General features: G+C 59.6%; 11 protein-coding genes and 1 pseudogene. 4 read left to right on the top strand and 8 right to left on the bottom strand.

Annotation, left to right across the window (positions count from 1 at the left end; translation table 11 throughout):
* Positions 1 to 25 precede the first annotated feature (25 nt).
* Positions 26 to 2,191, bottom strand: coding sequence for an acetate--CoA ligase family protein (locus C444_RS20385; RefSeq protein WP_004595015.1), 2,166 nt, complete (start codon positions 2,189 to 2,191; stop codon positions 26 to 28).
* Between the two features lie 116 nt (positions 2,192 to 2,307).
* Positions 2,308 to 3,162 (bottom strand): HpcH/HpaI aldolase/citrate lyase family protein, encoded by an 855-nt coding sequence (locus C444_RS20380; RefSeq protein ID WP_049909684.1) that lies wholly within the window; start codon positions 3,160 to 3,162, stop codon positions 2,308 to 2,310.
* 76 nt (positions 3,163 to 3,238) lie between these two features.
* Here C444_RS20380 and C444_RS20375 point away from each other — a divergent pair, with 76 nt between their 5' ends.
* Positions 3,239 to 4,000 (top strand): class I SAM-dependent methyltransferase, encoded by a 762-nt coding sequence (locus C444_RS20375; protein ID WP_004595013.1) that lies wholly within the window; start codon positions 3,239 to 3,241, stop codon positions 3,998 to 4,000.
* A 34-nt stretch (positions 4,001 to 4,034) separates the two neighbouring features.
* Here C444_RS20375 and C444_RS20370 read toward each other — a convergent pair whose 3' ends face one another.
* The 3 genes and pseudogenes from C444_RS20370 to C444_RS21550 form a co-directional block, all read right to left on the bottom strand.
* A complete protein-coding gene (locus C444_RS20370; RefSeq protein WP_004595012.1) occupies positions 4,035 to 6,194 on the bottom strand; it encodes a dipeptide ABC transporter ATP-binding protein in 2,160 nt (719 codons plus the stop codon).
* 226 nt (positions 6,195 to 6,420) lie between these two features.
* Positions 6,421 to 7,890, bottom strand: coding sequence for an SLC13 family permease (locus C444_RS20365; protein ID WP_004595011.1), 1,470 nt, complete (start codon positions 7,888 to 7,890; stop codon positions 6,421 to 6,423).
* A 152-nt stretch (positions 7,891 to 8,042) separates the two neighbouring features.
* Positions 8,043 to 8,285, bottom strand: a pseudogene (locus tag C444_RS21550) (IS6 family transposase); the annotation flags it as partial.
* A gap of 425 nt (positions 8,286 to 8,710) precedes the next feature.
* On the opposite strand from C444_RS21550, the gene C444_RS20355 reads away from it, so the two are divergent.
* Complete coding sequence (locus C444_RS20355; RefSeq protein ID WP_049909695.1) at positions 8,711 to 9,685, top strand: ABC transporter substrate-binding protein; 975 nt, start codon at positions 8,711 to 8,713, stop codon at positions 9,683 to 9,685.
* A gap of 43 nt (positions 9,686 to 9,728) precedes the next feature.
* On the opposite strand, the gene C444_RS23015 is transcribed toward C444_RS20355, so the two are convergent.
* Positions 9,729 to 9,863 carry a hypothetical protein gene (locus tag C444_RS23015; protein WP_004595008.1) on the bottom strand — a complete coding sequence of 45 codons (135 nt, stop codon included), beginning with the start codon at positions 9,861 to 9,863 and terminating at the stop codon, positions 9,729 to 9,731.
* Positions 9,864 to 9,981: 118 nt separating this feature from the next.
* Here C444_RS23015 and C444_RS20350 point away from each other — a divergent pair, with 118 nt between their 5' ends.
* Positions 9,982 to 10,395 carry a CopG family ribbon-helix-helix protein gene (locus C444_RS20350; protein WP_004595007.1) on the top strand — a complete coding sequence of 138 codons (414 nt, stop codon included), beginning with the start codon at positions 9,982 to 9,984 and terminating at the stop codon, positions 10,393 to 10,395.
* Positions 10,396 to 10,471: 76 nt separating this feature from the next.
* On the opposite strand, the gene C444_RS20345 is transcribed toward C444_RS20350, so the two are convergent.
* Positions 10,472 to 11,161: a creatininase family protein gene (locus tag C444_RS20345; protein WP_049909683.1), complete on the bottom strand. Its 690-nt coding sequence runs from the start codon at positions 11,159 to 11,161 to the stop codon at positions 10,472 to 10,474.
* 908 nt (positions 11,162 to 12,069) lie between these two features.
* Between C444_RS20345 and C444_RS20340 the strand changes: the two genes are divergently transcribed.
* Positions 12,070 to 12,642: a DoxX family membrane protein gene (locus C444_RS20340; protein ID WP_049909682.1), complete on the top strand. Its 573-nt coding sequence runs from the start codon at positions 12,070 to 12,072 to the stop codon at positions 12,640 to 12,642.
* A 154-nt stretch (positions 12,643 to 12,796) separates the two neighbouring features.
* On the opposite strand, the gene C444_RS20335 is transcribed toward C444_RS20340, so the two are convergent.
* On the bottom strand, positions 12,797 to 14,041 hold the full coding sequence (locus tag C444_RS20335) for an inorganic phosphate transporter (protein WP_004595003.1): 1,245 nt from the start codon (positions 14,039 to 14,041) through the stop codon (positions 12,797 to 12,799).
* Between the last annotated feature and the right edge of the window lie 18 nt (positions 14,042 to 14,059).

Here is a 14,059-nt window from a genome sequence, read left to right as displayed (position 1 = left end):
GGTATCTGTGGCCTGCATCGATAGGCTACTCACGGGTCCGCACGAGGGCGTCCACCGCGATGGGGCCGTCCTCGGTGACAACAATGGGGTTGAGGTCCAGTTCTGCAACGGCGTCAACGCCCGCGGTCAAGTCACCGACGCGAGTGAGTACGTCGACGAAGGCGTCGACAGACAGTGCAGGCCCGTCACGCCGGTCTCTGAGTAACGACGCGAGAGCCGTCTCCGCAACGGCCGCTCGCGCGTCGGCCCGCGAGAAGGGGGGAACCAGCGTGGCGCTCTCGTCGAGCGCCGCCACGAGGACACCGCCCGGACCGACGGAGACGAGTGAGCCGAACACCTCGTCAGGGGCGATGCCCGCGATAGCCTCGACGCCGTCATCGAGCATCGGCTGGACCAGCACGCCTTCGATATCGTCGTCATCGACAGCTGTCCGTGCGGCGTTCATCACTTCCTCATACGCGTCACGAGCTGCTTCGACCGAGTCGATGCCTAGTCGCACTCCACCGATGTCGGTTCGGTGGGGGAGTGCCGGTGAGTCGATCTTGAGTACGACCGGGAACCCAAGATCGTCGGCCGCCGCGGCCGCCTCGTCGACATCGGTCGCCAGCCGAGACTCGACCACGGGGATGTCGTACGCGTCTAGCAAATCTTCGGACTCTGCCCACGTGAGGACGCGTCCCCGCGGCAGGTCGACGTTGGCGGCGGCCCGACGCGCGTCGGCATCGAGGGCACCTCGGGACGGCTGGTCGGTCAGATGGTCGTGTGCGGTAACGAAGTCCATCGTCGACGCGAGTGCGTCCAGACACCGGCTGGGATCCTCGTAGACCGGGATTGACTCCCGCAAGCGAACGTACGGTGGTGTCTCTGTCGGGTCATCGGGCTCTTTGCGTCCGGTCCAGAGCACGTAGACGGAGTCATCAGCCTCGGCGGCGATTGTCTCCAAGTCCTCGGCGATAGTCTCCGCACGCTCGTCTACTCCGGGCAGGCCAATGGCGAAGACGTACGCGTCGAACGCGTCGTCGTCGGTCACTGCGTCGGCGATCTCGGGCAGAACGTGGGCGCCGTAGCCGCGGATATCAGCCGGATTGTTGAATCCGCCGTAGGTCAACAGCTCGTCGATGTCCAGCAGTTCCCGTTCGGTCTCACCGTCGATGTCCGGGAGCGCGAATCCCCGGTCGGCGGCCATATCGGCGAGCAGGCTCGCGAGTCCGCCACTGGTCGAGGCGATACAGACGCTGTTCCCGTCGGGGTCGTCGTAGGCAGTGTGAGCGCTCGCGCGAGCGAGCAGGTCAGGGATGTCCGGCACTCGCTCGACACCCGTCTGGTCGAATGCCGCTTCCCAGGCATCGTCATCGCCGGTGAGTGACCCGGTGTGGCTCAGCGTCGCTGCCTCCGCGAACTCGGACGACCCGATTTTCACCGCTAGGACAGGGGTCCCGTTGCGGACAGCGTCCTCGGCGACTCGCAGGAACCGCTCGGGATCGTCGACCCCCTCGATGTAGGTGCAGACGACGTCAACGTCGTTCTGGTCGGCGAGGTAAGCCACATAGTCGGCGGCCGTGAGATCGACCTCGTTGCCGGTGGAGACGATGTGGCTGAAGTGAACGTCGCTGTCGGCGGCCCGCTCGAAGAACGTCGTGAACGCCAGCGCGCCTGACTGACTGACGAGGCCGATACCGCCAGGTTGCGGTTCGCGGGAACACGTCGAGGTTAGCGTCGCCCCCTCACTGGCCATCACACCGATACAGTTCGGGCCGACGACCCGAATCCCAGCCTCGTTGGCTACCTCGCCGAGGTCCGCTTCCAGGGTTGTGCCCGTCTCGTCGGCCTCGGCAAACCCCGCAGTCAGTACCAACGCGACTGGGACGCCGCGCTCGCCCGCCGATTCGACGACCCCGACGACGTGCTCCCGCGGGACGCTGACGACTGCCAGGTCGACCGTTTCGGGAATGTCGTCGATGTCGTCGTAACACTGCCGGTCCCAGACCTCGTCGCGACCGGGGTTGACAGGATAGAGCGTCCCGTCGAACCCGTAGTCGAGCAGGTTCTCCACGAGATTCCCCGAGTAGAAGGAGTCGGGACTCGCGCCGACGACCGCGACCGACTTCGGGTCGAATAGCGGATCCAGGTCGGGGACCGGTTGGGAACTGTCAGGCGGGCCGTTTCCATCATGTACATCATCGACCGGCATGGTTATCGAGACACTGCCGAAGGACAATACCATACTCCCGAATGCCGGCAATGACAATCGCCATTTATATGCGGGACAATATCTCAGGACTGAATCGACGTGCAGGCGAGCCCTAGTCAGTGGTTCTCCGCAGCGTCGACCCGATCGAGAATGGTCCGTGCGCGGTCGACCAGCGGGGGGTCAATCATTTGTCCACCGACGGTGAACACGGCAGTTTCCGTTTCGCTAGCCTGCTCTTGCCCTTCGATTACCTTCTCGGCCCACTCGATTTCCTCAGGGTCGGGCGTGAACGCCTCGTTGATGATGTCGACTTGAGCGGGATGGATAGCCAATTTCCCATCGAACCCGAACGCGATGACCGTCTCGGTCTGCTCGCGGAGACCGTCAGCGTCGTCGATGTCCGTGTAGACGGTATCCAGCGCATCGACGCCAGCCGCACCTGCGGCAGCGACGACGCGTTGGCGAGCGTACAGCGACTCCGTTTTCTCGTCGGTGACGGTGGCTCCAACGTCGGCGGTGTAGTCCTGGTCGCCGTAGGCGACGGCAACGACACCCGGCGCGCCCGCTATCTCCTCTGCAGCAACCAGTCCTGCCGCCGTCTCGATGAGTGGGATGACGTCGACAGACTCCGCCCCAACGTCAGCGAGGTGGTCGGTGAGCGCCGCCACCATCTCGCTACTCTCGACTTTCGGGAGCACCACACTGTCGGGGAGTGTCTCGGCATCACGGATGACAGCGTCGACATCCTTTGATCCATCGCGGTCCAAGGGATTGATACGGACACTGATGGATTGGGCGGGATTCTCTAGCGCCTCTATCGTCTCTCTGACTGCCCGACGAGCCTCGTCGCGTGCCGCCGGCGCTACGGCGTCTTCGAGGTCAAATATCACCACGTCGGCACCGGAGTCGACAGCCTTCTCCATCATCTCCCGCTCGTCGCCTGGACAGTACAGCATCGAACGTCTGACCATGAGACGATGTCGTCCGGCGGTGAGAAAAACCCACAGCCGCCCGAACCACTTTGACGACCCGGCATCATACGGAGGTATGGACGACGGAGCGGAGCAGAAGCGGTCGGCAGCGGCGCTATTCGACGAACACGCCGAATCCTATTTACACAGTCGCGTCCACCGGGCGGGCGACGACCTTGACCAGTTAGTCGAGTGGGTCGGATCCGCTAATCGTGCGGTGGATGTCGCCACAGGTGCGGGTCACACTGCCGGTGCACTGGCTGAAAGCGGCGTCGGCCAGGTCATCGGAACTGACGCCGCGCCCCAGATGGTCAGGACTGCAACTCGGGCATTTCCCGGCGTGACGGGCGTCGTGTGCGATGCTGAGCGCCTCCCGTTCGTCGCAAATTCGTTCGACTCGGTGACCTGTCGTATCGCCGCCCACCACTTCCCCGAGCCCACGAAATTCGTCGAGGAAGTCGCTCGAATCCTCGAACCCGGAGGAACCCTCGCCTTCGAAGACAACGTCGCACCCGATGACGATTCCCTCGACGACTTTCTCAACCGAGTCGAGCGGATCCGGGACCCGACGCACGTCCGCTCACACCGCGTCGGCGACTGGCTCCGGTGGGTTGAGAAGGCGGGCTTTACCGTCAAGATATCGCGAGTCATCACGAAAACACTCGACTACGACGAGTGGGTCGCAAACGTCGATCTGTCGGCCGAGCGCCGCGAGCGCCTTTCGGCGGCCTTCGCCGACCGGCCACCCAGTGCGACCGAGATATTCGAAATCACCGAATCAGAGGGTGAGATCGAGTCGTTTGCGAACCTCAAACTGTTGCTTCGCGCAACCCGGTGAACGGCCGCCATCGTGGCGGCAGCACCGTGACCGGTCACTCGTTTTTGATCGATTCGTCTATCCGCCCGTGACCACCGTCAGCTGCATTCTCAATAGGGTGGAAACAGGCCGATTCGTGGCTCTCACCGACCCAAGTGTCGAGTTCGGGTTCTTCGCTATGACACCGGTCAGTCTCTCTCGGACAGCGGGGGGCGAACCGACACCCCGTCCCGCAGTTCACGGGGTTGGGCGGCTCCCCTTCGAGTGTGACGCGGTCGCGGGTCCCTCGTGGATCCATCTCCGGAATCGCCGCGAGCAACGCCTCCGTGTACGGGTGTTTCGGGTCGGTGACGATACGGTCGGTTTCACCACGCTCGATGAACCGACCGAGATACATAATCGCCAGGCGGTCGGCGACCCGTGTGAGACTGGCCAGGTCATGTGAAATGTACAGGACGCCGATCCCTTCGGTGTCTGCCAGCCCCCGGAGTAGGTTCAGGACCTCCGCCTGCAGCGATACGTCGAGCATCGAGGCGGGTTCGTCACAGATGAGGAAGTCCGGGTCAATAACCAATGCTTGAGCGAGGGCGACCCGCTGACGCTGCCCGCCGGAAAGCTCGTTCGGGTACGAATCTAAATAGTGCTCAGCTGGTGCCAGTCCGACCCGTTCGAGCGTTTCTCTGACAGCCTCGTCGCGCTCGCCGAGGCGGTAGTCGTGAATCGTCAACGGTTCCTTGACGAGTTGTTTGACAGTGAGCCGGGGGTTCAATGACTCGTACGGGTTCTGGAAAACAACCTGAAGCCGCTGACGGAACGACTTGAGATTCCCGTCCTGATAGTACTCATGCGACTGGCCATCGAACACGAACTCCCCCGCGGTGGGTTCCTCGAGGAGCCCCAGCGTCTGGGCGAGCGTCGACTTGCCACAGCCCGATTCGCCGACGATACCAAGTATTTCGCCGCGAGCGACCGAAAACGATACTCCATCGACAGCGCGTACTTGCGATTTCCCGCTATCGAAAACGTCACGGAGGACATCTCCTTGCTGCTCGTACGCTTGGCGGATGGTGCTCGTGACTCTCGCAATCGACGGTGAGCCGTGGTCGAAAGGAATTCGGCCGAGGAGTGACCGCTTGCGGTCGTACCACTTGCACAGTCCGTCGACTTCCAGAAGTACCTCTTTGTCGACAGACCGGGTGCCGTCAGTGGCTCCACTCCACGTCGACGGGTCGTCAGCGCTGTGTCTCATTCGGGCTGCCCGATCAGTATGGTGGCAGGCGACTCGCTGGTTCCGGTACGGGAGTTTCTCCAACGGAGGGCGTGTACTCTCACATTCCTCGGTGGCGAAGGGGCACCGCGGTTCGAAGATACAGCCTTTCGGAACCTCATCCAGCGTTGGCGGTTCGCCGGGGACCGAGATGAGCTCGTTGCTGCCGTCGTTCTGCCCAGGGTACGCGTTCTGTAGCCCCATCGTGTACGGGTTCGAAGGGTTGAGAAGTATATTATCGACGTGGCCTTGTTCCATGACCATCCCGCCATAGAGCACGGACATCTCGTCACAGGTCTCGGCGATGACACTCAAATCGTGGGTGATCAGCAGAAGCGAACTGTCCGTCTTCTCCTGAATCTGCAGTATGTTCTCGATAATCTTGTCCTGAACGACGACATCGAGCCCGGTTGTCGGCTCGTCGGCGATAATCAGTTTCGGGTCGAGTGCGAGCGCCATCGCGATGACGACCCGCTGGCGCATCCCAGCTGAAAACTCATGTGGATACTCGTCGATCCGTTCCGGGTCCAGCCCAACAGTTTCGAACAGTTCACGGGATTGTCGACGGGCGCCTTGATCAGAGACCTCACGGTGGGTCTGGATGGCCTGGCGGATCTGTGCACCGACAGTCATGATGGGGTCAAGCGCGTCGATAGCCGTCTGCGGGATGAAAGCAATCTCTTCCCAGAGGAGGTCACGGCGCTCCGCTGAGGTCATCGACCGGAGGTCTCGCCCTTCAAATTCGATCTCACCGGACTCGATTACAGCATGGTCGGGCAACAGGCCGAGAATCGCCTTCGCAGTGGTCGATTTACCCGAAGCCGATTCGCCCGATAGCGCGTAGTTGACGCCGTCTTCGATAGTGAACGAGAGGCCGTTGACGCTGTGGAGTTGCTCGTCTTCCTTGTCGTATCGCACCACCAAATCGTCGACATTGATGAGCGTCATTTTTCGTTTCCGTTGTTACCGAGTGATATCAAAAAGTGAGCCGATGTCGGGCAGCGACCGCTCCCTTCTACCCTCCTTTCGGAATCACGCCCGCGTCGGATCATGGGTAGAACACAGTCACTTCATAATTATTAACCCCTCGTTTTTCAAAGTCGTCGTGCTCAGTTCGTAGCATTGGCTGTCAAACTCTCTCGGACGGCCGGGAGTCTCCACCCGGCACCGCCTCTCAACAGCACGATAGGATAACCGGCCAGTAGACTAGCCACGACGCTACGACAACTACCAGCGACAGCGCCATCGTCACCAGCCCGAACGAGACCACGTCGCGGTGCGAGAGCGGACCGCGGTCCATCGAGACGAGGACTGCAGACGTGTTGAACGGCAATATCGTGGTCGACCCGACGACGAGCAGCACGGAAAGCGCGAGCGGGAGACGGGCGACGCCGAACGCGTCGGCGAACTCAAGCACTATCGGGAGCGCGACGACGATAGCGGCCGAGGCAGTCGAAAACAGTACACGGATCCCAACCGCGAGCCCCAACAGGACGGCGACGACCTGCCAGTGAGCGAGCGCCGCGAACGGGACCGCGCGAGTGAGGGTCTCGACCACGTAGTCGAGCGTACCCGTCGACTCCATGACGTCCAGAATTGAGAGCATCGCGCCGATGAGGAAGATGATGCCCCAGCTTACGTCCCGCACGTCGTCCGCTTTGATGACGCCCACACCAGGTAGCGATAACACGAACACGGCCGCGGCGGCGGGTACAACCGTCGGGATACCGACGAACGAGCCGACGATCCACGCCAGCACGGTCGCACCCATCACGCCGGCGACGAGTCGCTGCTCGCGGGTCGAACCCACCTCCGAGGCCGACTCTGTCCCGAAGGGTCGAGGTTCCTCAGCCGGCGCACCGTTCCCGTCAGCGGTCGCGACAGTCTTCTCGCCGTCGACCGAACTGAACGCCGCCGCGCTCACGGTCCCCAGCCCGAACAGCGCGACCGTTGGCGGGATCATCAGCACGGCCCACTCAACCCACGTGACCGGGCGCACGGTCGAGGTAACGATCTCCGAGGTGACCAGCGCCATCCCGCCGCCAGTCATCAGCGCCATCGACGCGATGGGGTTGACGTGGCCCAGCAGGAGGAACGCCCCGCGTTCGAAGCCGCTGCCATCCGCCAGTCCGTAGGCGTCGACCAGTCGCTTGACGATGGGGATAAAGGTCACCGCGCGAGCCATCGCCGAGGGAACGAGCACGGCGAGCAGGAGGATGTGGGCAGCCAGCGACCGGTGGGTCTGCCGGGGCGTGTGCTCGCCCGAAAGTAGTCGCTGGGCCATGCGGCGGTCCAGTCCGACGCTGGAGATGGAGTTACTGAGCAGGAGCAACAGCAGGAGAAAAAAGACGAGTGATGAGGCGTAGCCGGTAGCCGCCGCTGCGAAGGTGTCGACGACGCCAAGTGCGTACAGCAGCGTCACGCTGAGCACGCTGGACACGACGTAGGGAACCGGCTCGGTCAGCCACAGGACCAGCGCGATGAGAAACACCGAGAGGACGCGTCGGATCGACGGCGACATCCCGGGCGGCGTCGGCCCGGCGAGGCCCCCACCGAGCAACAGCGCCATCACGACCAGCCCACTGACCTGCACCACTGGGACATCGGCCAGCAGTCCCGTGCCGTCGGTGCGACCATCACCCATTACGTTCGGGGTTGCCGGGTGGTCCAAAGTATCTGATGGAACCGACAACCGCGCCCAGTCGTCGATCCGGCGGCCGCACCGCGAGAAGAAATCCTCCGCCTGCCCGCTGGGAGAACCGAAGATACAGGACATCGCGTTCGGACTAGCTGACTCTATGCAAAGCTGAACGACCTGAGCCAATCGTCGACTGTTTCTGCTTCGGCGTTGCTGAAACAGTTTGAGAACCAGATAGTTCGCCGTTTTGCTTCTCTGAAGACACGTTCGACGGCGTTCCGATTTGCATGTTTTTCGCATCTGAAATCGAATCCGTGTCGGTGACACGCAGTTTGTACCGATGTGGAGTCCTCGACGAGAAACACGGCGGCGTACAGCCAGTACTGCTCATCATTGAGCTGGTCGAGACTACCGTTGGGGCAGCGTTTTCGGACATAAAGTACTCAGAAACGCTACGCCCCACTCTTCAATCCCCATCTGAACGCTACGAGTACTGATGGCCTTCCTCTGGACAGTTCTCAGATTGAATTCGAAACCTACTCCCCGGAGAATGTTTTGGCGAGCCAAAATCGGAACCACTATTAATGTTTAGGGTGGCCTAAAAAATATGTCAGACGACTCCAGCGGCCACAAGGAACCGACGCGGCGTGACTATCTGACGTACGGCGGAGCAATTATCGGTGGCGGTCTGTTTGCGGGCTGTTCGAGCACCTCCCAGTCAACGGGTTCGCCGACAGAATCAAGCACGTCATCGACACAGGAAGCCGTCTCTGAAACGGACGCTGGGACGGAAACGAATAATTCGTACACTGTCGAGATCGAGCCGGTGGGTTCGGTTGAGTTCGATAGCCCGCCCGAGCGGTGGACCGCATTGTTACCGACGTTCGCCGACATGGCGTTCGCGCTCGGCGGTGGACAGACGCTCGGCATTCAGGATCACGCTCGGTTTGCGAACGAAGTCTTCGAAGCGCTTCCCGGAGTGGAATTCAACGCGGACGAAATCGTGGAACTGGTAAACGATGGCGTAAGTAAGGAATTATTCTATGAAATGAACGCGGATGTCCACTTCATAGATCCGCATTTGCTGCGACTCTGGTACGACTGGGATCAAGCCGATGTCGACGAGATTTCGGACAATCTCGGCCCCTTCTTCGGCAACTTCATTCGCCGCCATAGTGACGACTGGCACGATTACAAATACTACACCTTGTACGAGGCCTTCGAGCTGGTGGCTGAGGTCTTTCAGGCACAGGAGCGCTATCAGGCGTACGTCGAACTCCACGAGGAGATGCTCGAGTCCATCGATGAGCGATTGCCGTCGGCCGACCAGCGGCCGACTGCCCTACTGATCTACCCAGCCAGCGGCTCTGGCTTCCAGTTCTTCCCGTTCCGATTTGATGACGGCGGTATCAGCACCAAACAGTGGCGCGATCTCGGTCTAACCGATGCACTCTCGGCGACGGACGTGGGACACTACAGTTTCTCTGACAGGGGGACGCTCGATCTAGAGTCCCTGATTGAGATCGATCCCGAGGTATTGCTCGTACGAAACCACGGTGGAGCGTCGGAATCTGAATTCCAGAGCGAGGTTGTCGAACCGCTGCAGGCAGAAGATGGATCGAACGGTGTACAGGCAATTCAGAACGGTGCCATCTACAGCGCTGGCTACCTCGATCAGGGACCAATTATCAATTTCTACCATACCGACCGAGCGGCGAAAGATATCTACCCGGATTCGTTCGAGGACGTGACACTGTTTGACCGTGAACGCATCGCAGAAATCGTCCAAGGGAATCTCTGAGAAGGTTTACACATAAATTACCGACCGAGGGACAGCTTCCGTTTCAGGCAGTGACGCCGAGCTTCTTGAGTTCGTCCTCAGTATGGTCAGTGCGGAGTTCTTCCACACTGTGTTTTTCGACCAGTTCTTCACGCTCTTGTTCGCTCAGTTCATCGACCGAGCCGAAACAGTGACACATTGCATCTATTTACACGACGGGAAGGTACAAAAATACTGTTAGCACGGTTCTGCCGTCCGCGTAATACCAGCTAAGAATCGCAACTTCCAACCTTTTCGGTCGGAAATTGAGAGTAGATATGCGTACCAGTTTCAATATCCCTGATGACCTACTCACGAAGTTCGACCACACGTGGGAACACGAAGGGTTTGACTCGCGGTCACGGGCCGTTCGAGAGGCGATGAACGAGTATATCGAATCACACACGAAACTTGAAGAGCTCTCTGGGGAAATAACGGCCGTCTTGGCGTTCGATTACGAGCACGAGCCGAGTATTGGTGACCTCCATAGCATCCAACACGACTTTCAGGACGTTATCGAAACGACCAGCCATACGCACCAAGGCGACTGGTGCTTAGAAACCATATTCTGTCACGGTGAAGCATCGCAGGTTCGAGAATTAGTATATCAACTCCGCGATTTTGACACTGTTGGCCGTGTGAAAATACTGATTCTCAGTCCACATGAGGATGACTGTCACCACACTCACTGACACGGGCAAATTCCCGCTGGAAATTTTGATTTGAGAGTGGATCAGTTAAATTCGGCTCAACGGATTCACTCGGAGTTCATATTACCCGATTCAGGAACGAACAGAGTGCGTCGGTGGCCGTTTCGAACAACTGTTCGCCCTGCTCGGCGGAAGCAGCCGTCCCATCCCCGACTGCACCGTTCTTGCTGAACTCTTCGGTGAACCGATTGACGACGCCACCATCAACCGTGTCGTCCCAGGTTGCGGCATCGCCGTCGGTTAGTTTGCCGACATCGTCAGGACAGATGTGAAGGAGTACGGACGTCTCGAGTTCGCCGGCGTGGTCGACGTGGTCTTCAACGGCATTCATCCACTCCCAGAGGAATGCGTCGAGGTCAACCGTTGAGTCGTCTGCAACGGTACGAGTTAGGTTTCGGAGCGTTTCACCGTTCCCACCGTGGCCATTGACGAACATGACTATCTCCACACTTGAGTCTGACAACGAGTTAAGGATATCAGAGACGTACTGTCGAAGCGTTTCCGCGGAGACCGATAGTGTTCCTGGAAAATGGCCATGATACGGTGCAATGCCAACTGGAACGGGCGGTAGGACGACCGAGTCGAAATCATTGCGCCGGTCTGCCTCGTTAGCCAGTTCCTCTGCGATGATCATGTCCGTACCGACAGGTGCGTGTGGCCCGTGTTGTTCCGTGCTTCCAATAGGGAGCAGCGCTACCGTCGGCGCTGCGTCTCTGATATCAGTCCAAGAACTCGCCTCAAGTTGCATCATCATTTGCTACTAACCACGTTACATAAGTGATACCGGTTTGGACGCTCAGCGAAATATCGAGTCGCCCGTAGACCAGTACTGGAATATCATGAGCAAACATTCCAGCGTTCGGTCCGCACGCATACTGACGGGTGGTTCATATTTGACTTTGGAAAAGCAAAGGCACGCATCAATACCATCCTCCGAGGTTGTGGGGAGTTGAGACTGAAGCGGGTGTAGCGGGGCTGTAATGCGTGTCTATGGACGGATCGTCGAGCGGAAACCGCTCCAGAATAGCTCTGAAGCACTCGTTCCTATTGTACTACTGACTATATCGCTGAATTCCAAAGACTTCCAAGAGTGTAGCCACTCAGACACCGGCTATCATGGATGGAGAAGCCCACTACCCGACTTCGGTTTCCTTTTTCAACAGCGACAGCGTGTTATCGGCGATCACAATTGACGAGTGTTCAGACTCACCAGTTAATTCGACTTGCGCGAGCAGATCCACCGCTCGCCAGATTGAGTACAGGAGACACACGAACGCGATCACGATTCAGTGAAAACGGTCTGTTAATCGTGTCTGTAGGGCTTCGAATCGCTCTCGCCACGGTGAGCGAACGTATAACACCGCGCGGAATATCGTCTGGGCCGAATCCGAAGGCTTCAGCCATTTCTGGGTTGTCTTCCAGCCGGTCGGAGAGTCCGGTGACGGACTCGCGCTCCATGGCTAACCAACAATGTCTGTCAATAGCAGTTTCTGTTGGATAGCGCTGTAGAGTGATTTTGAAATCAGTGAGCGAACTGATATTATCGACCGAAACCGGAGCGAAAAAGGGATTTCAGCATCTCTATTACTTTTTCCGAGTTCTCTGATTTAAAGAATTCCCCAAACAGATATATATTCAATTATCAAAGAGATAGACATGAGTACCAAACAGACTCTACAGTCGGAGATGCTCGGGCGCAGCGTCACGTTCGATTACTCGGAGATGTGGGTCGGCTACTCCCTATTCTTCATGCGCATCGTGATGGGCTGGACGCTGTTCCAAGGCGGAATCACGAAACTCGTCACGTACATCGACGGCGACCCCGCGAACAACTGGACTGCGGCAGGGTTCTTGCAGAACGCGGTGCCGGCAGGGAACCCGTTTACAGGCTTTTTTGCTTCAATGGCGGGGATGCCGATCATCGATTGGTTGAACATGCTCGGACTGACCTTGACGGGCCTTGCCCTCTTGCTGGGCCTGTTCGTTCGGTTCAGCGCGTTCTGGGGCGCAGTGATGATGCTGTTCTACTGGCTGGCTGCATTACAGGGCGGGCTGCTGGCCGGCCTCCCGGTTGCACACGGCTGGGTCGTCGACGACCACATGGTCTATGCTGTGTTGCTGTTCGGATTAGGTGCGTTCGGCTCGGGCCGCATCCTGGGCCTGGACAGCTACATCGAAGATTTGTCCGTCGTACAGAACAACAAGTGGCTCAAACTCCTGCTGGGCTGACCGGGAAGGTACCTGGCTACTCACAAACAAAAAAGCGGTTTCAGTACCCGGTTCGCTTTTTATACCGCTTGGCGAGTGACCGGGGTGCAACCGGCGTCGTTCGGACCGTCCAATCCGGGTGTGCATCACCGCTCGTATAGCGTCCAATCACCGCTCACAGCAGCACTACGAACACCGGGTAGGAAACGGCAACTGCCAGCGAGGGTGTCAAGACCCACATCGTGACGATTCGCTTGGCTGCCGCAGGGTCGAAGAGGCTCCGCTCGTCGAGATCGGCCGGCCCCTCCGCACCGATGTCCGGAACATCCGGGATCTCTTTTGACTCCTCCGCGGGCTCTTCCTGTCGAGCGATGTCCCCGATGGTCGGACTCGCGGGCGCCTCCTCGGCGCGTGACGTAACCAGCGCCCCCGTCGCGACATCGAGCTCCGACCGCTCGGGCGTCGGTGTGGCTAACTCCGAAAGCGTCGCGGCCCGACTGGCCCGCCCCCAGCCAAGTCCGATAATCGCCGAGGTAGTGCTGACCGCGAGACTCGCAGGGATTCCCAAGTATGAGAGGATCGTGATGACAGTCCCACCGACGACGGAGACGATCAGCGATGCGAGGATCGGGAGTTCCGTGATGTCGTCCCCGACTGTCTCCAGTGTACGCCGGGCGATGGTGAAACTCCCTAGCCCAAAGGCTGCCACTGCGAGCAGGACTCCTTGGTTGACGGTGAGTGCACCACCTTCCCCCACGAGGGGTGCCACGGCGTTCGCCGCGTTCGACGCACCCGCCGAGAACGCCATATAACAGCCGATGAAGACCACAGAAAGTGACCCGACGACGTCCTGTGGCGACGCGTTCCGGTTCAGATATGGGCGTGGAATTGTCCCTGATCGGTCAATCTGGACGAAGTGGAGATCGAACTTCGTGAACGCGACGTAGCGGTCGAGATACGGGTAGACGTAGCGCCCGACCACGAGCCCGATGGCGAGGCTCACCAGTGGGGCGACGATCCACGCCGAAACGATGACGAACATCAGCGCCTGGTTGAGCGTCCCCGACGCGAGACCCAACCCGACGATGGCGCCGACAGCCGTCATCGACGTTGAGGCGGGAACGCCGTAGAGATTCGATATCAATAGCGACGCGCCCGTGAAAAACAGAACTGCGACGCTTGCAATGGGCGTGAACTGGGCTGCCGGCACGATACTACTGCTCATCGTCGCGATTACGTTCCGACCTACGGTCCATGCCCCGAGGAAGCCGAAGCCGACGAACAGAACCCCCGCAGTCGCCTTCCGAACGAGGCGTGAGCCCACCGCCGGCCCGAACGCCACACCTGTCGACGAGCCGCCGATGTTGAAGCCGACAAACACGGCGACAGCGATGCCGGCGACGGTTAGCAGTGACACCATTGTGTGGGTCAACGAGTC

The sequence above is a fragment of the Haloarcula japonica DSM 6131 genome, assembly GCF_000336635.1.
Lineage (GTDB): Archaea > Halobacteriota > Halobacteria > Halobacteriales > Haloarculaceae > Haloarcula > Haloarcula japonica.
Note: the sequence above shows the minus strand (reverse complement) of the source record. Positions and strands in the feature narration are given on the sequence as shown.

Excerpts from the sequence above, each read along its gene's own strand:
- C444_RS20365 (WP_004595011.1), bottom strand. The coding sequence starts at position 7,890 with ATGGGTGATGGTCGCACCGACGGCACGGGACTGCTGGCCGATGTCCCA.
- C444_RS20345 (WP_049909683.1), bottom strand. The coding sequence starts at position 11,161 with ATGCAACTTGAGGCGAGTTCTTGGACTGATATCAGAGACGCAGCGCCG.
- C444_RS20385 (WP_004595015.1), bottom strand. The coding sequence starts at position 2,191 with ATGCCGGTCGATGATGTACATGATGGAAACGGCCCGCCTGACAGTTCC.
- C444_RS20350 (WP_004595007.1), top strand. The coding sequence starts at position 9,982 with ATGCGTACCAGTTTCAATATCCCTGATGACCTACTCACGAAGTTCGAC.
- C444_RS20375 (WP_004595013.1), top strand. The coding sequence starts at position 3,239 with ATGGACGACGGAGCGGAGCAGAAGCGGTCGGCAGCGGCGCTATTCGAC.
- C444_RS20335 (WP_004595003.1), bottom strand. The coding sequence starts at position 14,041 with ATGGTGTCACTGCTAACCGTCGCCGGCATCGCTGTCGCCGTGTTTGTC.
- C444_RS20370 (WP_004595012.1), bottom strand. The coding sequence starts at position 6,194 with ATGACGCTCATCAATGTCGACGATTTGGTGGTGCGATACGACAAGGAA.
- C444_RS20340 (WP_049909682.1), top strand. The coding sequence starts at position 12,070 with ATGAGTACCAAACAGACTCTACAGTCGGAGATGCTCGGGCGCAGCGTC.
- C444_RS20380 (WP_049909684.1), bottom strand. The coding sequence starts at position 3,162 with ATGGTCAGACGTTCGATGCTGTACTGTCCAGGCGACGAGCGGGAGATG.
- C444_RS23015 (WP_004595008.1), bottom strand. The coding sequence starts at position 9,863 with ATGTGTCACTGTTTCGGCTCGGTCGATGAACTGAGCGAACAAGAGCGT.